General features: G+C 59.0%; 18 protein-coding genes and 3 pseudogenes. 16 read left to right on the plus strand and 5 right to left on the minus strand.

Annotation, left to right across the window (positions count from 1 at the left end; genetic code table 11):
• Positions 1 to 189 precede the first annotated feature (189 nt).
• A protein-coding gene (locus DCN14_RS37335; protein ID WP_163013128.1) for an IS3-like element ISButh1 family transposase occupies positions 190 to 1,388 on the plus strand; the annotation gives its coding sequence in 2 pieces (ribosomal slippage) (positions 190 to 505 and positions 505 to 1,388; 1,200 coding nt in all).
• Here DCN14_RS37335 and DCN14_RS37340 read toward each other — a convergent pair.
• Positions 1,360 to 1,995 (minus strand): undecaprenyl-diphosphatase, encoded by a 636-nt coding sequence (locus tag DCN14_RS37340; RefSeq protein WP_240327521.1) that lies wholly within the window; start codon positions 1,993 to 1,995, stop codon positions 1,360 to 1,362. The genes DCN14_RS37335 and DCN14_RS37340 overlap by 29 nt on opposite strands.
• A 56-nt stretch (positions 1,996 to 2,051) precedes the next feature.
• Positions 2,052 to 2,387, minus strand: a complete 336-nt coding sequence (locus DCN14_RS37345) for a PepSY domain-containing protein (RefSeq protein WP_005797945.1) — start codon at positions 2,385 to 2,387, stop codon at positions 2,052 to 2,054.
• 267 nt (positions 2,388 to 2,654) lie between these two features.
• On the opposite strand from DCN14_RS37345, the gene DCN14_RS37350 reads away from it, so the two are divergent.
• The 5 genes and pseudogenes from DCN14_RS37350 to DCN14_RS37370 form a co-directional block, all read left to right on the plus strand.
• Entirely contained in the window at positions 2,655 to 3,212 is a 558-nt protein-coding gene (locus DCN14_RS37350) for a recombinase family protein (protein WP_096506403.1), read from the plus strand.
• 2 nt (positions 3,213 to 3,214) lie between these two features.
• Positions 3,215 to 4,969, plus strand: a pseudogene (locus DCN14_RS37355) (Tn3 family transposase); the annotation flags it as partial.
• Positions 4,970 to 5,137: 168 nt separating this feature from the next.
• Positions 5,138 to 6,661, plus strand: a complete 1,524-nt coding sequence (gene istA, locus DCN14_RS37360) for an IS21 family transposase (protein ID WP_096506404.1) — start codon at positions 5,138 to 5,140, stop codon at positions 6,659 to 6,661.
• A gap of 12 nt (positions 6,662 to 6,673) precedes the next feature.
• On the plus strand, positions 6,674 to 7,441 hold the full coding sequence (gene istB, locus DCN14_RS37365; protein ID WP_096506405.1) for an IS21-like element helper ATPase IstB: 768 nt from the start codon (positions 6,674 to 6,676) through the stop codon (positions 7,439 to 7,441).
• Between the two features lie 92 nt (positions 7,442 to 7,533).
• A pseudogene (locus DCN14_RS37370) lies at positions 7,534 to 8,754 on the plus strand (Tn3 family transposase); the annotation flags it as partial.
• A gap of 6 nt (positions 8,755 to 8,760) precedes the next feature.
• Here DCN14_RS37370 and DCN14_RS37375 read toward each other — a convergent pair.
• Both DCN14_RS37375 and DCN14_RS37380 read right to left on the minus strand, forming a co-directional pair.
• The gene (locus DCN14_RS37375; RefSeq protein WP_137962686.1) at positions 8,761 to 9,012 is read right to left on the minus strand and encodes a transposase; all 252 of its coding nucleotides are present in this window, start codon (positions 9,010 to 9,012) and stop codon (positions 8,761 to 8,763) included.
• A gap of 454 nt (positions 9,013 to 9,466) precedes the next feature.
• Positions 9,467 to 10,579 carry an IS1182-like element ISBuce1 family transposase gene (locus DCN14_RS37380; protein ID WP_011875621.1) on the minus strand — a complete coding sequence of 371 codons (1,113 nt, stop codon included), beginning with the start codon at positions 10,577 to 10,579 and terminating at the stop codon, positions 9,467 to 9,469.
• Positions 10,580 to 10,806: 227 nt separating this feature from the next.
• On the opposite strand from DCN14_RS37380, the gene phnD reads away from it, so the two are divergent.
• The 7 genes and pseudogenes from phnD to DCN14_RS37415 all read left to right on the plus strand — a co-directional run.
• Positions 10,807 to 11,673, plus strand: a complete 867-nt coding sequence (phnD, locus tag DCN14_RS37385) for a phosphate/phosphite/phosphonate ABC transporter substrate-binding protein (RefSeq protein ID WP_011875620.1) — start codon at positions 10,807 to 10,809, stop codon at positions 11,671 to 11,673.
• Entirely contained in the window at positions 11,673 to 12,503 is an 831-nt protein-coding gene (locus tag DCN14_RS37390) for an ATP-binding cassette domain-containing protein (RefSeq protein WP_050782032.1), read from the plus strand. The genes phnD and DCN14_RS37390 overlap by 1 nt, the downstream gene beginning before the upstream one ends.
• Positions 12,503 to 13,885, plus strand: a complete 1,383-nt coding sequence (locus DCN14_RS37395; protein ID WP_011875618.1) for an ABC transporter permease subunit — start codon at positions 12,503 to 12,505, stop codon at positions 13,883 to 13,885. Before DCN14_RS37390 ends, DCN14_RS37395 begins: the two co-directional genes overlap by 1 nt.
• A 16-nt stretch (positions 13,886 to 13,901) precedes the next feature.
• Entirely contained in the window at positions 13,902 to 14,906 is a 1,005-nt protein-coding gene (locus DCN14_RS37400; protein ID WP_042976020.1) for a phosphonate dehydrogenase, read from the plus strand.
• 4 nt (positions 14,907 to 14,910) lie between these two features.
• Positions 14,911 to 15,777 carry a LysR family transcriptional regulator gene (locus DCN14_RS37405; protein ID WP_011875616.1) on the plus strand — a complete coding sequence of 289 codons (867 nt, stop codon included), beginning with the start codon at positions 14,911 to 14,913 and terminating at the stop codon, positions 15,775 to 15,777.
• Between the two features lie 348 nt (positions 15,778 to 16,125).
• Positions 16,126 to 17,001, plus strand: a complete 876-nt coding sequence (locus DCN14_RS37410) for a site-specific integrase (RefSeq protein ID WP_011875615.1) — start codon at positions 16,126 to 16,128, stop codon at positions 16,999 to 17,001.
• 18 nt (positions 17,002 to 17,019) lie between these two features.
• A pseudogene (locus tag DCN14_RS37415) lies at positions 17,020 to 17,275 on the plus strand (transposase zinc-binding domain-containing protein); the annotation flags it as partial.
• 212 nt (positions 17,276 to 17,487) lie between these two features.
• Here DCN14_RS37415 and DCN14_RS37420 read toward each other — a convergent pair.
• Positions 17,488 to 18,018, minus strand: a complete 531-nt coding sequence (locus tag DCN14_RS37420) for a hypothetical protein (protein ID WP_042976018.1) — start codon at positions 18,016 to 18,018, stop codon at positions 17,488 to 17,490.
• Between the two features lie 137 nt (positions 18,019 to 18,155).
• On the opposite strand from DCN14_RS37420, the gene DCN14_RS37425 reads away from it, so the two are divergent.
• The 3 genes from DCN14_RS37425 to DCN14_RS37435 are packed head-to-tail and all read left to right on the plus strand — an operon-like array spanning position 18,156 to position 22,697.
• Positions 18,156 to 21,161, plus strand: coding sequence for a Tn3 family transposase (locus DCN14_RS37425; RefSeq protein WP_011875612.1), 3,006 nt, complete (start codon positions 18,156 to 18,158; stop codon positions 21,159 to 21,161).
• Positions 21,148 to 21,495, plus strand: coding sequence for a Tn3 family transposase post-transcriptional regulator TnpC (gene tnpC / locus DCN14_RS37430; protein ID WP_011875611.1), 348 nt, complete (start codon positions 21,148 to 21,150; stop codon positions 21,493 to 21,495). The genes DCN14_RS37425 and tnpC overlap by 14 nt, the downstream gene beginning before the upstream one ends.
• Positions 21,492 to 22,697, plus strand: a complete 1,206-nt coding sequence (locus tag DCN14_RS37435; RefSeq protein ID WP_011875610.1) for a hypothetical protein — start codon at positions 21,492 to 21,494, stop codon at positions 22,695 to 22,697. The genes tnpC and DCN14_RS37435 overlap by 4 nt, the downstream gene beginning before the upstream one ends.
• Positions 22,698 to 22,717: the final 20 nt, after the last annotated feature.

A 22,717-nucleotide genomic window follows, 5' to 3' on the forward strand; every position in this document is an offset into this window, starting at 1 on the left:
TCCTGCCGGGGGTGAAATGGTTTGCCAGCAGTTTGAACATGCTGACTTAGCCCGCCCATAGGCTCACTCGCGCACCCATCCAAGCGCGATCAACCTGGAGCGGCCCCACGTATCTGAGGACACGAGGACTCTCTTAAAATAAGGGATAGTCTTGTGCCTATCAGTAAGCCTAGTCATTACGTGGAAAGCATCGAAATTCTGACCGAGCCGGAGCGCCGTCGGCGGCGCACGGCGCAAGAAAAAATCGCCATCGTGCAGGAAACATTGGAGCCGGGAGCGTCGGTGTCGGCCGTTGCACGTCGGCACGGCGTCAACGCCAACCAAGTGTTTGGCTGGCGCAAGCAATACCAGGAAGGCAGTCTGGCGGCGGTGAAGGCAGGCGAAACCGTTGTGCCGGCATCTGAGCTGGCCGCCGCCATCAAGGAAATCAAGGAACTGCAACGGCTACTCGGGAAGAAGACGCTGGAGGTCGAAATCCTGAAAGAAGCCGTGGAATGGGGCCGTTCAAAAAACCTGATTGCGCGCTCGCCCTTGCTGCCGGGGGACGACCGATGAAGACGGTCTGCGAAGTTCTCGGCGTGGCGCGCTCTGCCGTGGCGGTGAAGCGAGCTCGCTCGTCCGACTGGCGCGATGGTCGCCGTGCCCGCGTGACCAACGATGCCGGGCTGGTCGAGGAGATTCAGGCCCATGTGGCGCACCTTCCCACCTACGGCTACCGCCGTGTCTGGGCGCTGCTGCGCCGCAGTCGGGAGCAGAGCGGTGCGCCGTGCATCAACGTCAAGCGCGTGTATCGGGTCATGCGGGAGCATCAGTTGCTGCTGCGCCGCCCTGGCGTGCGGCGAGATAAGCGGCGACATGACGGTCGCGTTGCGGTGGACCGCAGCAACACCCGCTGGTGCTCCGATGGCTTCGAGTTCCGGTGCGACGATGGTACGCCGCTGCGCGTGACGTTTGCGCTGGACTGCTGCGACCGCGAGGCGATTAGCTGGGCAGCAACGACCGGCGGGCATAGCGGTGATGTGGTGCGCGACGTGATGCTGGCCGCCGTCGAACAGCGCTTCGGCACCACGCAGGCCGCGCAGCCCATTGAATGGCTGACGGACAACGGCTCGGCCTACATCGACCACCGCACGCGCAGCTTCGCTCGCGAACTGGGTCTTGAGCCGCTGACCACACCGGTCCGTTCGCCGCAGAGCAATGGCATGGCGGAATCGTTCGTGAAGACCATGAAGCACAATTACGTCGCCTATATGGACAAGTCTGACGCACCAACAGCGCTCTCGCGTCTGGCAATCGCGTTTGAACACTACAATGAGCGCCACCCGCACAAAGCCCTGAAATACCGCTCGCCTCGCGAGTTCAGGCGTAATGCGGTGTCATCAACCTAACGGTGTCCGCGTGTCCTGAGTTACAGGGGCAACTCCACAACCCGCTGAAAAGCCGCCGATGGATTCCGGTGGAAAGTTGATAACTTGGCAATAGATACCAGTGTGCTTCACGTAACGTCAGCCAGGCACAGATTGCAGCAACGGCGATGGCCCCGAGCATGTCGAATGGGAAGTGCACTCCAAGGTAGATGCGCGCCCAGGCAATGGGAACGCCCAGCAAAGCCAAAGTCACGCCTGCAATTCGTGGGCCTCGTTGCAGCGCGAGGCTGAAGGCAACCGCCCACCACAGCGTCAGGTGATCGCTTGGGAAAGACGAATCGGCAACATGAGGGATGAGGGTGTGACCCAGGCCGATCATGAAAGGTCGAGGATGCAACCAAGCCAGGCCGATGATCTGGTTGATGAGCAGGCCCAGCAATCCCGATGCGCTAGCAACGAGCATCGTCTTGCGGGTAGGCTCGCCGCCGCGAAGCCAGCCGATGCCGATCAGGAGTGGAACCGCCCAGATGAGCTGTTCGGCAAAGAAGGTGGCCAACGTCAGAGCCAAAGCACTGGGATGCTCCGGTGCGTTGAGCCAGAGAAAAAATGTATGGTTGAGTGATTCCATGAGGTCTCCGGGCCGGATCGCCTCCGAGGGAAACGATCCGGCCATACTGTCGGGAGTCAGTCCCGCTTGTCGTGGTCATCATCGTGATCCGCCTTGTCCTCGGCAGACGAGATGACCGTGCCCTTGTCGGCATCGACCCGGACATCGAAGACCTTGGCCCCGCTGACGACTTCCACGTCGTAGACCCAGCCTTGCTTCGAGTTCTCGTACTCGGCGCGTGACGCCTTGCCATTGGCGTGCTGCTCGGCGACGGTGACCGCCTGAGTGAGGGGAATCTTGGCCTTGCTGATTGCCAGTGCGTCGTTTTCCATACCGCCATTGGCGGCGTAGGCGACCGCGCCGGTTGCAGCGATGGCGACGGCCAGAAGGGAAAGTTTGGTATAGCGGTACATGATGCTTCTCCAGAAGAGTGCAGGGATTTGCACAGTGGAGAAGGTACGCAGGCAGACTTAGCTCGCACTGAGCCGGGAAGTTTTCGCTCTCGCCGATGTAGTGTTATCGACTCCTGACAATTGGTGCAGTCGTCTTCTGAAAATGACAAACCTGATGTCAGATGCTGTATGCAAAATATGTCAGAATAGAGTCTTAATTTATATTTATTGACACATTCAGCCAAAGGTAATAGATTTCATCCTGACACTTTTACTTTTGGAGGCATCTTGCAAGGTCAACGCATCGGCTATGTCCGCGTCAGCAGCTTCGACCAGAACCCTGACCGGCAACTGGAGCAAATCGACGTTGGCAAGGTATTTGCCGACAAGGCTTCCGGCAAGGACACACAACGTCCCGAACTTGAAAGGCTGCTGGCCTTCGTCCGCGAGGGCGATACCGTGGTGGTGCACAGCATGGACAGGCTGGCACGCAACCTTGATGACCTGCGCCGCATCGTTCAGGGGCTGACACAACGGGGCGTGCGCATGGAGTTCGTCAAAGAAGGGCTGACGTTCACCGGCGAGGACTCGCCGATGGCCAATTTGATGCTGTCGGTCATGGGAGCCTTTGCTGAGTTCGAGCGCGCCCTGATCCGCGAACGCCAGCGCGAGGGAATCGTGCTTGCCAAGCAGCGCGGTGCCTACCGGGGACGAAAGAAATCGCTGAACAGCGAACAAATTGCCGAGTTGAAACGGCGAGTTGCGGCAGGCGATCAAAAAACCTCGGTGGCCCGTGACTTCGGCATCAGCCGCGAAACCTTGTACCAGTACCTGCGGGAAGACTGACCATGCCGCGTCGTTCAATCCTGTCCGTCACCGAGCGCGAAAGCCTGCTGGCACTGCCAGATGCCAAAGACGAACTGATCCGGCAGTACACGTTCAACGAAACCGACCTGTCGATCATTCGCCAGCGTCGCGGGCCAGCGAACCGGTTGGGCTTTGCCATCCAGCTTTGCTACCTGCGATTCCCTGGCGTCATCCTGGGTGTCGATGAACTGCCGTTTCCGCCTTTGCTGCGCATGGTGGCGGCACAGCTCAAGGTTCCGGTGGAAAGTTGGGATGAGTACGGCCAGCGTGAGCAGACACGGCGCGAGCACCTAGTCGAACTGCAAGCGGTGTTTGGGTTCAAGCCCTTCACCATGAGCCACTATCGGCAAGCCGTGCATACATTGACAGAGCTGGCCTTGCAGACCGACAAAGGCATTGTGCTGGCCAGCACCCTTGTCGAAAACCTGCGGCGGCAGACCATCATCCTGCCCGCCATGAATGCCATCGAGCGCGCGAGCGCCGAGGCCATCACCCGTGCCAACCGGCGTATTTACGAGGCGTTGACCGATTCTTTGTTATCGCCCCACCGTCAGCGCCTGGACGAACTTCTCAAGCGCAAGGACGGCAGCAAAGTGACGTGGCTGGCATGGCTGCGCCAGTCGCCCGTCAAACCGAATTCTCGGCACATGCTCGAACACATCGAGCGCCTCAAAGCCTGGCAGGCGCTTGACCTGCCCGCAGGCATCGAGCGACAAGTTCACCAGAACCGCCTGCTCAAGATCGCCCGTGAGGGTGGCCAGATGACGCCCGCTGACCTGGCCAAGTTTGAGGTGCAACGACGCTATGCCACTCTGGTAGCGTTGGCCATTGAAGGCATGGCTACCGTCACCGACGAAATCATCGACCTGCACGACCGCATCATTGGCAAGCTGTTCAACGCCGCTAAGAACAAGCATCAACAGCAGTTTCAGGCTTCCGGTAAGGCGATCAATGACAAGGTGCGGATGTATGGCCGCATCGGCCAAGCTTTGCTGGAAGCCAAACAGAGCGGCGGCGATCCGTTCGCCGCCATCGAGGCCGTAATGCCTTGGGACACCTTTGCCGCCAGCGTCACGGAGGCGCAAAAGCTCGCGCAACCGGAGAGCTTCGACTTTCTGCATCGCATCGGTGAAAACTACACCACGTTGCGCCGCTACGCACCGCAGTTCCTGGACGTACTCAAGCTACGGGCGGCACCAGCCGCCAAAGGCGTGCTCGATGCCATCGACGTGCTACGCGACATGAATAACGACAATGCTCGCAAGGTGCCCGCCGACGCGCCGACCGCATTCATCAAGCCACGCTGGGCGAAACTGGTGCTCACGGATGATGGTATTGACCGGCGCTACTACGAGCTGTGCGCCCTGTCGGAGCTTAAGAACGCGCTGCGCTCAGGCGATGTCTGGGTGCAGGGTTCGCGCCAGTTCAAGGACTTTGATGAGTACCTGGTGCCGGCCGAGAAGTTCGCTACTCTGAAGCTGGCCAGCGAATTGCCGCTGGCAGTGGCCACTGACTGCGATCAGTATTTGCACGACCGGCTGGAATTGCTGGAACAGCAGCTCGCTACCGTCAACCGCATGGCGGCGGCCAATGATCTACCGGACGCCATCATTACCGAGTCCGGCCTGAAGATCACGCCGCTGGACGCGGCTGTGCCTGAAACCGCGCAAGCCCTGATCGACCAATCGGCGATGCTGCTGCCGCACGTCAAGATCACCGAACTCTTGATGGAAGTTTGCGTATTTCGGACCAACGTGACCGGCCGTTTCGGGATCGTGACCGGCGATTTCGGCAACGTGACCGGTCATTTCGGGAACGTGACGAAGCGGACCGGAAGGCAGGATTGGCGTTGCGCATGACATCAACCACGCGGGCTATGCTCGCCGGCTTTGGCCGGAGACAGCATGCCCGCGCACCGGATGAACATGCGGATGATCAAGGACGTTTTACGACTTAAATTCGACGGCGGTTTCTCGCACGACCGGATCGCCGCGTCACTGGGCATCTCCAAGGGCGTGGTCACGAAGTACATAGGACTGGCCGGTGCTGCCGGGCTGGACTGGGCAAGCGCCTGCGATATGGATGAAGGCGACCTCGAGCGGCGGCTCCTCGGCAAGCCCACGGGGCCAGCAGGCTACGCCCAGCCCGACTACGGACGCATCCACCAGGAGCTGCGTCGCAAGGGCATGACGCTGACGTTGCTATGGGAGGAGTACCAGGCCGAGTTCGCGGACCGGCAGACCTACCGCTATACGCAGTTCTGCGGGCACTACAAGGCGTTCACGAAACGCCTGAAGCGCTCGATGCGGCAAATTCACCGCGCCGGCGAGAAACTGTTTGTCGACTTCGCCGGCCCCACGCTGCCGCTGACGACTGGACGCCGCGCGCACATCTTCGTGGCAGCCATGGGCGCATCGAGTTACACGTTCGCATGCGCGACGCCAGCCGAAACGATGGAGGACTGGCTGGGCGGCATCGCACGTGCGCTGACCTTCTATGGTGGCGTGCCGCAGCTGATCGTGCCGGATAACCCGCGCGCGATGATTGCCGATCCCGACCGCTATGAACCTCGCGCCGGCGACACCGTGCTGGACTTTGCGCGTCACTACGGCACGTCATTCCTTCCCGCACGCGTATATCGTCCGCAGGACAAACCGAAGGTAGAGGTTGCGGTCCAGGTCGTCGAACGCTGGATCATGGCGCGCCTGCGTCATCACCGGTTTGAGTCGGTCCACTCGGTCAATGAGGCGATCCGCCCGCTGCTCAGGAACCTGAATGAGAGGCCGTTCCAGAAGCTGCCTGGATGTCGCGCCAGCGCATTCGCCCAGCTGGACGCGCCGGCACTGCAGCCGCTGCCGGCACAGCCCTATGAGCTCGCGCGCTTCAAGACAGTGACGGTTCACATCGACTATCACGTCGAGATCAACAAACACCGCTACAGCGTGCCGCACGCGCTGGTCGGTCTCAAGCTCGATGCGCGCATCACGGCGGGCGCTGTCGAACTGCTGCATCGCGGTCGCCGTGTCGCCAGCCACGCGCGCAACGAGCGCGCAGGCGGCTACACCACCGTCGTCGAGCACATGCCGGCGGCGCACCGCGCTCATCTGGAATGGACGCCGCAGCGGCTGATTCATTGGGGACAGCAGATCGGCGCGGCAACCGGCGTGCTTGTTACCCGGCTGCTGCAGGAGCAACGCCATCCGGAACACGGCTATCGGGCGTGCCTCGGATTGCTCTCGCTCTCACGTCGCTATGGCCGCGAACGTCTCGAAGCCGCCTGTGCGCTAGCACTGGAGCTGGGCGTGCACCGTTACCGCCACGTGCGCGACATCCTGATCAACAACCGCGACCGCGCAGCAGTGGCAACGCCCGCCGACTGGATCAGCCCAAGTCACGCGCATGTACGCGGCGCCGGCTACTACCAATAAAGGAGACCCACCATGATGATGCAACAGACACTGACGCAACTGCGCACCCTGAAGCTGGACGGCTTCGCTGACGGCCTGGAAGAACAACTGACGCAGCCCGGTGCGGCCAGCCTGAGCTTCGAGGAACGCCTGTCACTGCTGGTCGACCGGGAAGTCAGCTGGCGTGATGATCGCCGTCGTACCCGACTGCTCAAGCAGGCGCGCCTCAAGTATCCGCAAGCCGCCATTGAAGATCTCGACACGCGCGCTGGGCGTGGCGTCGATTCGCGCTCACTCACGAGTCTCGCGCTCGGTGACTGGGTCGAAGCCGGCTACAGCCTGCTCATAAGCGGCCCGACCGGCGCTGGGAAATCGTGGCTCGCTTGCGCCCTGGCCCAATACGCTTGCCGGCGCGGGCATTCGGCCTTGTATCTGCGCGTGCCGCGACTCGGCGAGGAGCTTCGCGTTCTGCACGGCAACGGCGGCTTCACAAAATGGCTGCTGCAGGTCGCCCGCGTTGACGTGCTCCTGCTGGACGATTGGGGAATGGCTCCCCTCGACGCGATGGTCCGAAACGATCTGCTCGAGATGATCGACGACCGCTCTGCGGGAAAGGCGACCATCATCACCAGCCAGTTACCGATTGAGCACTGGCATGGATGGATCGGCGACGAGACCATTGCCGACGCAATGCTCGACCGTCTCATGCAGCGTCATCACCGGATCATGCTCACCGGTGAATCCCTCAGAAAAGCGTCCCCAAAACCCAACGTCCCGGAGCCCAAACTCGACCAGAACTAACAAGAAAATCTACAATCAACACCGCGCAACGCCCAACCCCGCCGAATCGGTCACGTTCCCGAAATCGGCGGTCACGTTCGCCGAAATACGCAGAAGTTGATGAGTGGACGGGTTTCACCCGGCACTTCACACATCTGAAAACCGGTGACACCGCCAAGGACAAGACGTTGCTGCTGACGACGATCCTGGCCGATGGCATCAATCTTGGGCTCACCAAGATGGCCGAGTCCTGCCCTGGCACGACCTACGCGAAGCTGTCGTGGCTGCAAGCGTGGCACATCCGGGATGAAACGTACTCAACGGCCCTGGCCGAGCTGGTCAATGCGCAGTTCCGGCAACCCTTCGCCGCGAACTGGGGTGATGGCACCACGTCCTCATCCGATGGCCAGAACTTCAGAACCGGCAGCAAGGCCGAGAGCACGGGACACATCAACCCGAAATATGGCAGCAGTCCGGGACGGACTTTCTACACTCATATCTCCGACCAGTACGCGCCATTCAGCGCCAAGGTGGTCAACGTAGGCGTGCGCGATTCGACCTACGTGCTCGATGGCTTGCTGTACCACGAGTCCGACTTGCGGATCGAGGAGCACTACACCGATACAGCGGGCTTCACCGATCACGTGTTTGGCTTGATGCATTTGCTGGGATTTCGCTTCGCGCCACGTATCCGGGACCTGGGCGACACCAAGTTGTTCATCCCCAAGGGCGATGCCGTCTATGACGCGCTCAAGCCGATGATTAGCAGCGACAGGCTGAACATCAAGCAAATACGCGCCCATTGGGATGAAATATTGCGGCTCGCCACCTCGATCAAGCAGGGTACGGTGACGGCCTCGCTGATGTTGCGCAAGCTCGGTAGCTATCCGCGTCAGAACGGATTGGCCGTTGCACTGCGCGAGTTGGGGCGCATTGAGCGCACGCTGTTCATACTGGATTGGCTGCAAAGCGTGGAGCTGCGTCGCCGCGTCAATGCTGGACTGAATAAGGGCGAAGCGCGCAACGCGTTGGCCAGGGCTGTCTTTTTCTACCGATTGGGTGAAATCCGCGACCGCAGCTTTGAGCAACAACGCTATCGAGCCAGCGGCCTCAATCTGGTGACGGCGGCCATCGTGTTGTGGAATACGGTCTATCTGGAGCGTGCCACCAGTGCTTTGCGTAGCCACAGCCAGACCGTCGATGACACGCTGTTGCAGTACCTATCGCCGCTGGGGTGGGAACACATCAATCTGACCGGCGATTACCTTTGGCGCAGCAGCACCAAGGTCGGTGCAGGGAAGTTCAGGGCGTTGCGACCGCTGCCACCAGCTTAACGTGCTTTATTTTCCGTTTTCTGAGACGACCCCTAGCTCGATGAGTTCCTGGCGCTCGCTGGCACTCAACGCACCGGCCTCTCCAGGGACAACACCGCTGGACGCATCGGCCTGACGCACCCAGTTCAGGATGCTGGTGGCATGGCAGCCAAACTCACGGGCCAGTTCGCCGGGCTTGCGTCCGGCACGAACCAGTTCAATCATTTGCTCACGAAATTGCGCTGGATAAGGTGGCTTGGGGGTATGTGGTTTGCTCACTTCGGACTCCTTCTGCAAGAACAATAAGGTGTCCGTGAAATGGGGTCAACTTCAACTTCAACTTCACTAACGACCCAAGCAGCCGTTGTCCAGCTAGTCTTGCGAAATATCCTGTCTAAACTGAGTTCCCTGCTTCACCAGAAGCGTATCGCTTGGACATCCTCTAGTACATCTTCGGGTCGAGAACATGGTCGGCTTTCTGGGATGGAACGAATGATCCGCCAATCTTTCAATGGTCTGAGGAAGTGAGATTTGCAACTTCATGAAATAAATCCAATTTCATCGCAGGTCGAATTGCTCTTTGCCACTAACAGGCTGCTGAAAAACCACCCCGATCGCGGATCTTCTGCACACGATTCGAGGTCGGGGCACTGAGCTTTTCGCGATGCGGGATGTTGAGCATGAAGTTCATCGGTTTGGAGCGACTTTCATGCGCTTTCAGGTCGGTTTCTGGTCACTGGGCAGCCTGCAGACGGACTTGTCCCAGGCTGCGCATGCGCACCAAGTTGTAGGCGGCCATGGTCAGCACGAACATCTGGTCCACACGCTCAAGGCCGCGCACCATCACCTGGCGGATGCCGCCCACTGTCTTGGCCCAGCCGAAGCCCTGCTCGATGAGCTTGCGCTTGCGTTGCGAGGTCGCATAGCCCTGCGTCTGCGCGATCTCGTCGGGCACCGCCGACTTGCGGCCCGACGTGTTCTGCGCCACATGCGGGGTGACCTTCATCGACATGCAGGCGTCGATGAACTCCTTGGCGTCGTAGCCCTTGTCAGCGCCCAGCGTGATCTCGCGCTCGTCGTCACCCAGCGCTTGGCGCGCATCGCTGATCATGGCCTTGGCCGCTTCGCGTTCGGCAAAGCCGTCGGCCTGGGTCACCATGGCACTGGCGATCAACCCATGGCGGTTGTCGCTCAGGGTGTGGCCCATGTAGCGCAGCTCGCTGGCGGTGTTGCCCTTGCGGTACAGCCGTGCATCGCCGTCGCTCTTCGATTCGTGGGTGTCGTTGCTGCGTCGCTGGCCTTTGAAGTCGCCGGCCGGGGCACCACCACCGTCTGCGTCGGGCTTGTCGTCCTTGGGTACGAAGCTCTTGTGCCCGGCCCAGGCCTGGATCAGCGTGCCGTCCACGCTGAAATGCTCGCCCGACAACAGGTCGCGCTTGTGCGCAATGTCCACCACCTCGTTGAAGAACTTGATGACCGCGTCATGCTTGATCAGGCGCTCGCGGTTCTTGGTGAATACCGTTGGCACCCACACGGCGTCGTCCATCGACAGCCCGATGAACCAGCGGAACAGCAGGTTGTAGTGCACCTGCTCCATCAGCTGCCGCTCAGATCGCACGCTGAACAGCACCTGCAGCAGCATGGCGCGCAGCAGCTTCTCCGGCGCGATGCTCGGCCGTCCGCCCTTGACCTCGGCTGCATACATCCCCGTCAGCGTTGGCCCCAGCTTGTCCAGCGCCGCATTGGCCGTCTTGCGAATCTCGCGCAGCGGGTGCCGTGCCGGCACGAAGTCCTCCAGCTTGCGCATGGTGAACAGGCTCTCGGTGAAGGTGTCGGTGCCTCGCATCGTTCTCAGTCAGATCGGGTGCTCAAATTGTCCTTGCTACCCGTTGCTCGACCGTCTCCGTCGGCCAGTTTTTCAGCAGCCTGCTAAGAGCAAAGGAATCCATGAGTGCCATGCTGCCGTAACAAACGGTACCTAGAATTCATTCGCTAATTCGATTTAGCAATCATTGGCCGGGATTGATTCCGAAACCAAATCACAATAACTGATTTATCAATAAGGAGCAATTTATGAAACTTAATTCTTGTATTGCGCGGAAAATCACAACATTGCTTGCCGCTAATGTTGTCCTGCTGCTGTCGCTGACGCCCGCCCTTGCTGCTGAACCGCTGCGAATCGGCATGATACCGGATGCCGGCGCCACCCAAGTTTCAGTCGAAGAAAAGGTGCCTCTGCAGAAGTATCTTGAGCAGCAACTTGGCATGCCCGTGAAGCTGATCATTCCCACAAGCTACAACGCAACGCTAGAGGGTCTCGGAAACGGTTCCCTGGACGTGGCTTATTTCGGCGGTTTGACGTACGTTAAGGCGCATGCCCGTTACGGCGCCATTCCGCTAGTGCAGCGCGATGTTGACCGTCAATTCCACTCGCTGTTAATCACCCGCAAAAGTACGGGGATTGACAGTCTCAAAGACCTTAAGGGCAAAACCTTCTGTTTTGGCGACATCAATTCGACCAGCGGTCATCTTTTTTCTTATTTGGCCATGAAAAATGCCGGCATCCTGCCCGACCACGATCTTAAGTCTTATCGCTATACAGGAAGTCATGCTGCAACGGCGCAGGCAGTGGCAACAGGCGTTTGTGACGCAGGCTCTCTCGACGAAACCGTTTACAAGTCAATGATTGCCGACGGCAAGATTCCCGGCAACGAAATGAAGGTGTTCTTTACGACACCAGCATTCGCGGACTACGTCTGGGCGGCGCGAAAGGATTTGCCGCGCGACTTGGAGCAAAAATTTTCCAACGCGATGCTACGCCTTGAGCCGGGTCATGATGACAAGATATTGGGAATTCTGCGCGCAAAGCATTTCGTGGTTGCCAATAATGATGAATATTCCGAGGTCGAGCGCGTAGCAAAAGAATTGGGGCTAATGTGATGACGGCAGCTATCGAGATGAATCCGGGAAATTTCGGTGCGACATTGGCGGCGTCCGCTCTGCATATCAACACCCCCCTTCTCAGTTTGAAATCAGTAGCGATCGCGCCACCAAGTGTCGATGCGGCTATTATGACGCAGATCGACCTGCAGGTGGCACGGGGTGAACGAGTGGCCCTGGTCGGACCGAGTGGCACTGGGAAAACCACGCTGCTGCGGACGGTCAATGGCCAAATTAGAGCGCACACTGGTCAGATTGTTTTTGATGGTGTGAGCATGGCTTCCCTGTCGGCAACAGCGCTAAGGCAGTTGCGCTGCAAAATTGGGTTTGTCGCGCAGAAGCATGATTTGGTTGAGCCGCTACGTGTGCACCAAAACGTCATGGCTGGCGCGCTTGGCCGCTGGTCTAATGGCCGTGCATTGCGTTACTTGGTTTGGCCGCGGCAAGACGAACTGGCCGAGTGCCAAGCAGCGCTGGCTTCAGTTGGGCTTGCGCACAAACTGCATGAGCCCACTACAGCGTTGTCCGGCGGTGAGCAGCAGCGCGTGGCCATCGCTCGCGCTTTGGTTCAAGCACCCCAGTTATTGCTGGCGGACGAACCAGTCGCCTCACTCGATCCAGGTACTGCCAACGACATCTTGGGACTATTAACGAGCCTCGCGTATTCACGGGGCATGGCATTGATCTGCTCGCTGCATCAGCCCGACCTTGCAGCGCGCTATTTCGACCGCATCATCGAAGTCCGGCAGGGCACGTTGATAGAGTTAAGTGCAAAGCACCCGGCTGGTGGCTCGCGGGAGGGAGTTGCATCATTGGGGCATGCCAGCTGATGAACGGGTTGACTCTTTTCCTTTCATTTTTTCCTCCGGTTTTGACGCCCTCCTATCTACTTGCGTTGGTTGAGCCGGTAATGGAAACAATTGGGATGGCGGTTGGGGCAATATTCATTGCCTTTTGCGTTAGCATTCCACTCGGAGTCGCGGCGGGACTGCGCTTGAGCGGTGCGCGCACGCTGCTTTCGGCACTTGCAGCCTGGCGGGCCATTCCTGATTTAACGCTGGCAATTCTCTGCGTCATCCTCTTCGGCATCGGGCCGGGGGCCGGCTTGCTGGCGATTGCGTTGTATTACACTGCCATCGTCTCCAAGATGTTCGCAGACATTTTGCGTACAGCACCAAAGGGGCCACTCGACGCGCTCGGCGCCACCGGCGCTTCGCGGCTGCAAATTGCCATGTATGGCCTTTTGCCGCTAAAGCGTGCTGACCTAATGACTTATGGCGCGTACGAGTTTGAAAGCGCTTTGCGTGCGTCCATCGTCGTTGGCGCAGTTGGCGGAGGCGGACTTGGCAGTGAGTTGGTTGGTTCGCTGGCAGCACTGGATTTACCTCGCGTGACCACCTTAATTCTTGTTCTCGTTACAATGATCGCCGTGTTGGATCAGGTTGCATTCTGGCTCAGGAAGCACCCGCGCTGGCTGTTGGCGTTGATTCCCGCCGGTTTGGTCGCCCTGACGGCCTATAGTCCTCATATGATCGCGCTTGGACACGCGATAGAGGTATTCGGGCAAATGTTCCCGCCTGAAATGACTGCCCGGGGATGGACACAGTTGCCCCAGCAAATCTGGGAAACCATATGGATGGCGGCTGCAGGTACCAGCGGCGCGATAATTGCGGCGATCATCGCGGGGACTTGCAGCGCGCGAAATATCGCACCGATTTGGCTTGCTTGGCCGGTGCGACGGATGATGGAGTTCCTGCGCACGGTGCCGGAGGTGGTATGGGGTCTAGTCCTGATCGCAGTCGCTGGTGTCGGCCCGACGGCAGGTGCCTGGGCGCTGGGCATCCACTCGGCGGGTTGCCTGGCAAGACTATTCGCCGAATCTCTAGAGAACGCCGCTCCAGCACCACAACTTGCCTTGGCGTCAACAGGTGCCTCCAGGCTGGCCGTTTCCGCCTACGCCACCTTTCCCTTGGCGCTCGGGCCGCTGGCCGCACATTCTCTGTTTCGCTTTGAGTGGAATTTGCGCATGGCCACGGTAATGGGGCTGATCGGTGCGGGTGGTATCGGACAGGCACTTTACAATGCGCAGCAGTTATTCTTTTATCAACAAATGATGGCCTATATCCTGATCACTTGGGGACTTGTTGCCTTGATCGACAATGCAAGCGAAGCGCTACGGTGCCGCTACAAGCTCTCACAGGCCATAACATGAGGAGCAATAAGATTTTATGAAACCAAAAATTGTACTTACCCACTGGGTCCACCCTGAGATCATCGATCTATTGCAATCCGCCGCAGATGTCATTCCCAACACAACGCGCGAGACACTTCCCCGTGAAGACTTGCTGCTACGCGCCAAGGATGCCGACGCGCTGATGGTTTTCATGCCAGATACTATAGACGCGGATTTTCTTGGGAGATGCCCTAAACTGAAGATAGTCAGCGCTGCGCTCAAGGGTTACGATAATTTCGACGTTGATGCCTGCACACAACGTGGAATATGGTTCAGCATCGTGCCGGACCTGCTTACGATTCCGACGGCCGAATTGACAATCGGTCTGCTTTTGGGTTTGACTCGGCATCTGATGGAAGGTGACCGCAGAATCCGCAGCGGAAGATTTCAAGGCTGGCGCCCGGAATTGTATGGCATCGGACTGACAGGCCGTACACTTGGCATTGTAGGTATGGGGGCAGTGGGCAGGGCAATTGCTAGGCGGCTTTCGGCCTTCGATATGAAACTGGTTTACTGCGACAACGTCGCGCTGACCGACGATCTGGAGCAGGCATGGGGCGCACGCCGCTTGAGCTTCGACGAATTGTTGGCAACCAGCGATTTCGTGGTTCCGATGCTGCCGATGACTCCGCAAAACCTGCACCTGTTCAATGCCGATACCATAGGCAAAATGCAGTCTGGCAGTTATCTGATCAATGCCTGCCGTGGTTCTGTGGTCGATGAATCGGCAGTGGTCGAGGCGCTACGAACGGGAAGGCTTGCCGGCTATGCAGCCGATGTGTTCGAGATGGAGGAATGGGCTCGGCCGGAAAGGCCGGAAAGCATTCCTCAATCCCTGCTGGACAATACCTTGCAGACTTTTTTCACACCTCACCTTGGGTCGGCGGTCAAGGAAGTGCGGATAGAGATTGAGCGGCAAGCGGCAACCAACATCCTCCAGGCTCTGGCTGGAGAAAGACCTGTCGGCGCAATCAATAACCCCTTATTTACATCGGTATAGCCGTATGATTAAACTGGGATCCGTTGCAACCTTTCTGGCGGTTGCGAGATGCGGCGGTTTTCGTGAAGCCGCCAAAAATACTGGTTTGTCGCAACCAGCCGTGACGCAGCATGTAAAGCGGCTGGAACAATCGCTGAATGTCAATTTGATCGCACGCAACAATGCAGGCAGCACGCTGACGCCGGAAGGCCATGTCTTCCTGCCATACGCGGAAAACATGATAAGAACCTACGAACTGGCCAGCACCTTATTTAAAAAAACCTCAGTCGTGATTGGGGCCAGTTCCAATACGGGGATATATCTGCTGCAGCCGTATTTGAAATCGTACAAGGATGTTTCGCCGCATGAGTTGGACGTGATCATTGGGGCCAATACCGCCATCGCCGATAAGCTGCAAAATCTTGAAATCGATGTTGCAATTATGGAGTGGTGGGATGACCGCCCCGGATTTGTTCCAACGGTTTGGCGACGTGAAGAGCTGGTCTTAATCGTTCCGCCGAACCATCCTTGGGCCGGCATGAGCAATATTCCCCGTGATTTGTTAAAGGGCCAGCAATTGTTGGGGGGGGAGGCCGGTAGCGGAACGGAGCGTCTGTTGCAACAGTATTTTGGCACTGACGCGAGCACGATTGGTGTATCGATGCAACTGGGGAGCACGGAAGCGGTAAAACATGCAGTACAAGCCGGCCTCGGCATTTCTCTGGTCATGGCCGCGGCCGTAACCCATGAAGTGCGCAACGGACAGTTGCACGCAATACCAATTTCAGGCGAACCGATACAAAAAGCGCTTTATGTTGTACGTCGCGATGGCGGCGGGCTGCACGATGGTCCTGCGGCGCAATTCGCCGACTTTTTGCTCAAGTCGCCTTGATAGGGTGTCAGGAATTTGTGTATGCGGGGTTTCACTTCTGCTAAACCATCCGGTCTTCAAACTGGATAGTAAACCGATTTAGCGCAAGCCTTCCAATCCAGAATCGGTATTCGAATATGTTGAAAGCGGACATCCAGCAAGCCGCACTTCCATTAAATTCCCACAGTCCGGTTTGGCCGATTTCTGCCGATGAGTCACTACCGTTGAATGGCGGCTTCTATCAATGGACTAAACCGCTCGCGCGGTAGGGGGCTCCGATCCGGCGCCGGTGGGTAGTTGAGACAAAGCCCCGGTTTTCTATGTTGAGGAATGAGGCAATCCGCCTCGTTTTTCGACAGGAGCCGAGCCATGAACCCATCCACTCAAACCATCAGTCCGCTGCGCCAGCGCATGATCGACGACATGCGGATGCGCAAATTCACTGCCAAGACACAAAACGGTTACCTGCGCGCCGTGAAACGATTCGCGGGGTTTCTCGGCCGCTCGCCTGATACGGCCACCGTAGAAGATCTGAGGTGGTATCAGTTGCATCTCGTCGATACCGGCACTTCGCCGATCTCGCTCAATGCCGCGATTGCCGGATTGAAGTTCTTCTTCGACGTCACGCTCGATCGTGCCGAGCTGATGGCCAAGATGCAACCCGTTCGTGTCCCGCAGAGACTCCCCGTCGTATTAAGCCGCGAGGAAGTGGGTCGCCTGATCGCGGCGTCTGGCAACCTGAAGCATCAAACGGCACTGTCGCTCGCCTACGGAACTGGGCTGCGCGCCAGCGAAGTTGTCGCGCTCAAGGTTTGCGACATTGACAGCCAACGCATGACGCTGCGCGTTGAACAGGGCAAAGGCCGCAAGGATCGCTACGCCATGCTTTCACCAGTACTGCTCGAACGCCTGCGAGTGTGGTGGCGTGTGGCACGCGCACAGGGCAAGATGCTCGATGGCGGCTGGCTGTTTCCGGGCCTCAACCCGATCGAATCGCTCAGCACCCGCCAGCTCAACCGGGCTATCCATGCCGCCGCCGCGGAGGCGAAGATCGACAAGCGCGTCTCGATGCACACGCTTCGACATTGCTTTGCAACGCACCTGCTGGAGCAGAAGGTGGATATTCGTGTGATCCAGGTGCTACTCGGGCACAAGCAATTGGACACGACGGCGCTCTATACCCAGGTCGCCACCGACCTCCTGCGCGAAGTGGTCAGCCCCCTGGAGATGCTGCACCCGGAATAGAACCACCGAGTTCCTTCCATGGGGCGTCCGACCCTGGAGGTCGCGGATATCTTCCGCGCCTTTGGTCCGGCCTGGCGTTGGTCTCAGCGCGAGCATCTGAGTCTGGGACAGCTCAAGGTCATGTCGGCCATCGAACAGTGCCGCAGCGCGGCGCTGGGGGGACACGTGCTGCTACAATTCCTGCCGCAATCGCCACTGCCCGAAGTGTCAGGCCAAGGCGGCACAGCGTTGGTTGGAAGCCCGTCAGGCAGACCTGCTTCCGGTGGCGTATTACGGGATCTGACCAAGATCCGGTCAAATTGCTATCATAAGCCTGAAAGTTATGAAGCGACGGATCTCTATGCTTTGATGGAATAAGGAACTCGGGCCGTGAATGCGTCCCTGAGCTATCGCGTCCGCTTGCGCGTCGGCATGCAGACAGGTCAACGTGGTCAGCCAGCGCGGGACGGTCGCGTCCTTAGCTGACTGGGCTGAATGTGCGGTCTCTTACGCGGACATCGTTCGCAGCAAACCCCGCATGACATCCTCCAGGGTATCGTGCCGGGGACCGTCAGACGCCGCCGCTACGACCCGGAGTACGTCACCTTCGAGCCTCGCCTCCCACGAGACGATACGGCGGCGGTCATGGGGAAAACGGGCCACTTTTTCCTCAATCAGGCGCTCGATGCCCTGTGTGACCTCACGCCGTATTTCGGGTGGAACACTTTTGTCGAATCCGATCCGATCACGTAGCGCTTCAGCACGCTCGCTCTCGGGCAGGAGGCTGGTATTCCAAGCCGCAACTATCGCCGTCAGTGCGCTCTGATATTCCTCCAGTGTTGGATGATCGGATACCTCATCCTGAAGCAGTTGGGCGAGGGGCCAGGAGATTTTCTGCTCCGGCGGCAGGTCATTACGATCGAAAACGATAGCGTCGGGGATCCCTGACTGAACCGCTCCCCGTCGCAATGCCTCCAGGTCGCGCGTGCCCAGCTTGCGGGCGCGAGACGATTTTTTCTGCTGGCTGGCTTTGCCCATGTTTCTGTCCCCTTCGCTGCGTTCTGAATCCGAAAATTATAGCGGCCAGCTGGTTGCACAGACTGTGCACAAGTGTGACGGCTTTGCCGGATTTTTTGCGCTACACTGGCCAGCCCATTCGAGATCCGGAATCCGGCATGGCGACCATCGAACGTACCGCGTATCCGAGGTTGCCCAAGGGTTTTTCACCGGAGGAACTGCAGGCGTTCTATACGCCGGACGTCGAAGAGCTTGAGTGGGTGCGCCGCAACGCGCGTGGCCAGTCCTCGAGACTGGGCCTGCTGGTTCTGCTGAAGGTCTTTCAGCAGATGCACTACTTTCCCTTCGTTGACGCCATTCCCCCCGTTGTCATCGAGCACATCCGGGCGAGCGCGAATATAGGCGCCGAGGCCGCATTCGGCTACAACAGGGCAAGGTCGCCCGCCTTGTTTCGTCACTATGCGGCAATCCGCGAATTTCTCGGCATCCAGTCCTACTACGGCTCCGATGCCAACGAAATCGCGGTACGCGCGGCACATGAGGCCGCCGAGACGATGGATCAGCCGGTGGACATCATCAATGCAACCATCGACAGCCTGATCCAGCAGCAGGTCGAACTGCCCGCGTTCTCGACGCTCGATGCCATTGTGGAGCAGATCCACACGCGAGTTCAAACAGCGCTGTTCCGACGTGTCTCGCGTCGCCTCTCTGATGAGGACAAGGCCCAACTGGACCGGCTGATCAAGCGCGAATTCAACCAGCGCCAGAGCGCGTACAACACCATCAAGCGATACGCCTTACGCCCATCGCGAAAGCATATCTCCCTGCTCGTCGACCATCTTGCCTGGCTCGATGGTTTTGGCGACTTCAACCATGCGCTGGAGGGTGTTCCCGCGACAAAGCTGCGCTCCCTCTCGACGCAGGCGATGAGTCTGGACGCGGCGAATCTGAAGGAAACCCTGCCGGAGCGGCGATATACGCTCATTGTCGCGTTGCTGCATCAAATGCGCGTGCGAGCCCGCGACGACCTGGCCGAGATGTTCATCCGTCGTATGAGCGCAATCCACAAGCGGGCCAGGGAAGAGCTAGACCAGATCCAGGCACGTCAGCGCGAACAGATGGAAAGCCTGGTCGATACGCTTGACGGCGTCGTCAATATTCTCGACGACTATACCGATGACACCGAACTTGGTGCGCGTGTTCGCCATTATCTGGCGCCGTCGGGCGACCTCGAACCATTGCGCGAAAGCTGTGCCGAGGTCCGGGCCTACAGCGGCAGAAATTATCTGCCGCTGCTGTGGAGGCATTTCAAGGCACATCGATCAGTACTACTACGTCTGGCGCATGCACTGGCATGGAGCTCGACCACCCAGTCCGAGTCCTTGCTGCAGGCAATGCAGGTCGTTTTCAGGAACGAATCGCTTCATCGCGAATGGATCAACGTCGAGGTCGATCTCAGCTTTGCTTCCGGGCGTTGGCGCAAGCTGGTTTTCCGCCCGCCCGAGAAGGGTGCGACGACAAACCGGCGTTATCTGGAACTGTGCGTACTGTCCGCCATGACGAGGGAACTGCGCAGCGGAGACCTGTGCGTAGCCGGCTCGGATGCCTTTGCAGACTATCGCGATTACCTGTTGCCCTGGCATGACTGTGAGAAGCGCCTGCCGGGATACAGCGAGAGGCTTGGCATTGCCGACAGCAGTGCCGGCTTTGTGGCGCAGCTGCGCGAATGGCTCTCCGATGCAGCACGCCAGTTGGATGAGCGTTTTCCCGAGAAGTCCGACCATGTGACAGTCAACAAGGCAGGTGAGTTTGTTGTCCGTCGCACCACGGCGACGGTCATCCCTGAAAGCGCGGTGGCCCTGCAAAAGGCGATCGTCAAGCGCATGCCTGTGCGCAATCTGCTGGACGTACTCGCCAATATCGAGCACTGGACACATTTCACACGACACTTTGGTCCGTTAAGCGGCAACGATCCCAAAATCCGCGACGCCGAACAGCGGTACCTGCTTACCATCTTCGCAATGGGATGCAATCTTGGTCCCACTCAGGCCGCGCGCCACATGGGTGACAGGATCACGCCGCACATGATGTCGTTCGTCAACCGCCGGCACTTGAGTCTCGAACGCCTTGAGAGTGCACAACGCGAGCTGATCGAACTCTATCTCCGGCTTGACCTGCCGAAGCACTGGGGAGACGGCAAGACGGTGGCAGCCGACGGCACCCAGTACGACTTCTACGACAACAACCTGCTGGCAGGCTATCACTTCCGCTACCGGAAAATGGGCGCGGTCGCCTACCGCCACGTCGCCGACAACTATATCGCGGTATTCCGGCATTTCATCCCGCCGGGCATATGGGAAGCCATCTACGTGATCGAAGGGCTGCTTAAGGCTGGATTGAGCGTTGAGGCCGATACGGTGCACGCCGACACCCAGGGGCAGTCGGCTGCGGTGTTCGCCTTCACCTACCTGCTGGGCATCAAGCTGATGCCGCGGATTCGCAACTGGCAGGACCTCAAGCTGTATCGCGTGGATGCTGCGACCCGATACAAACATATCGATGATCTTTTCGCGGAAACGGTTGACTGGGAACTCATCGGGCGCCACTGGAAGGACTTGATGCAGCTCGCGCTGTCGATCCAGTCCGGAGCCATTTCATCGCCCCTTCTACTGCGCCGTTTCGGTGCGGCCAGTCCGAAAAATCGCCTGTCCCTGGCGGCCGAGGAGCTTGGCAAGGTGGTTCGCACGGTATTCCTGCTTGAGTGGCTCGGCAGCAACGAACTGCGACAGGAGATCACCGCCACAACCAACAAGGTCGAGTCCTATAATGGCTTTGCCAAGTGGTTTTCGTTCGGCGGAGATGTTTTGCCAGTCAATGACCCGGACGAGCAGCAGAAACGCCTGCGTTACAACGACCTGATGGCTTCGGCCGCGATCCTGCAGAACACGGTGGACATGATGCAGGCGTTGCGATCGATGGTGAATGAAGGCATTGAGGTCAATCCCGACGACATTGGATTCCTCAGTCCCTACCTCACCAGCAACCTGAAACGTTTTGGCAGGTACGAACTGGATTTTGGACACGTCGAGGGCTGGATACACGATCACCTGTTCGCCGGCCCGGTCCGTTCCCTGCGGAGATCCCGATCCCATGCCCGACCTTGAGACCCCCTATGGCATCGTCGATGCCGACGCGCTGGAATCATTGCAGCAGCGATACGACACGACCGTCATCCAGCAGGCCGTGGATCTTTTCGACACCATCCGCGCCCGCTGCGAGCCCGATGGTTTGCGTGACGATCTTCTGCGCCTGCACGCCATGGCGCATACCGTTATCAATGGCGCGAGCCTGTCGTGCTCGACGGATGACCTTACGCTGGTCGAACAGGCTGATTGCACCATCGAGGAACTCGAGGACTGGATCATGGTGCTCGAAAAAATGATTCTCGCCTTGCGCCCCCTGCAGGATCTGCGATCCGAAACGGACGAACCACTGTGAAGCCTGCCTCGTACAAGTGGCAGTTCGCCCAGCGTTTCCGGCGCCACGCTTTCGGCTGGCGCTCGGACGTACCGATCCAGCGTATCAAGGAAGCGCTCGCGGAGATCCGGCAGGTGGCGCGCGGCGATACAGTGCTTGCGGCAGAGGGCGCTGTGAAATTTCTGGAGAAAGTTTCGCCCGCGCTGGAACACGTCGACGGGTCGTCAGGTGCGATCGGCACGGCCGTGAATCGTGCGATCGAAACACTGGTCCCGGTCATTGCTGGCGCACAGGTCGACACAGTCACGCGCCAGGCCTGGCTCGAGCGGCTATGGGAAGCCATTCAGGATCAGGGCGTCCCCTATATCGAAGGTCTGTCGGACGAATGGGACACACTCTGCGTGACGCCCGAAATCGCCAGCGAGTGGGCCGACAGGTTTATTGATCTCGTCGAGCACGTCTGGTCCGAGGGGCCCGGGGGATATTTTGCGGGGACACCGATCTGTCTGGCTTCGCTATATGCAGCTGGGCGACATGCGCAGCTGATCGCACTGGTGGACCGCGCTCCGTTCAAGATGTGGCACTACCGACGCTGGGGCGTCAAGGCACTGCTTGCGATGGGCAGAAAGGCTGAAGCCGTGGCCTACGCGGAAAACACGCGCGGCCTCAACAGCCCGGACGGGCAGATTGCGAAAGCTTGCGAGGCGATCCTGCTGTCATCGGGTCTTGCCGACGAGGCATACCGGCGCTATGCATGCGAAGCGAACCAGGGCACCACCTACCTGGCAACTTTCCGTGCCATCGCAAAGAAGTATCCGCACATCGCGCAAGAGACCATCCTGAGCGACCTGGTTGCTGCGTCGCCGGGCGAGCCAGGGAAGTGGTTCGCGGCAGCCAAGGACGCAGGCCTGTTCAACCAGGCCATCAAGCTGGCCAATGCCAGCCCGACCGACCCCCGGACGTTGACGCGCGCGGCCAGGGACTTTGCGCAGAAGCAGCCGGGATTCGCCATGGCCGCCGGTCTCGCGGCGTTGCACTGGATCTCGATGGGCTACGGCTACGAGATCACAGGTGTCGATGTGCTCGATGCAAGCCGCGCCACGCTGCAGGCAGCGGAACACGCTGGCGTCGATCCCGAATCCGTGCGGCAGCAGATTCGCTTTCTGGCCTCCGGAACCTCTGTGCACGCGGACTTTTTGAGTCGCGCCCTGCAGGCGATCTAAGCCGGAAAATCATCGTGAAA

Origin of the sequence: Burkholderia sp. IDO3, from assembly GCF_003366075.1 — a bacterium.
In the GTDB taxonomy this organism is placed as follows: Bacteria; Pseudomonadota; Gammaproteobacteria; order Burkholderiales; family Burkholderiaceae; genus Burkholderia; species Burkholderia anthina.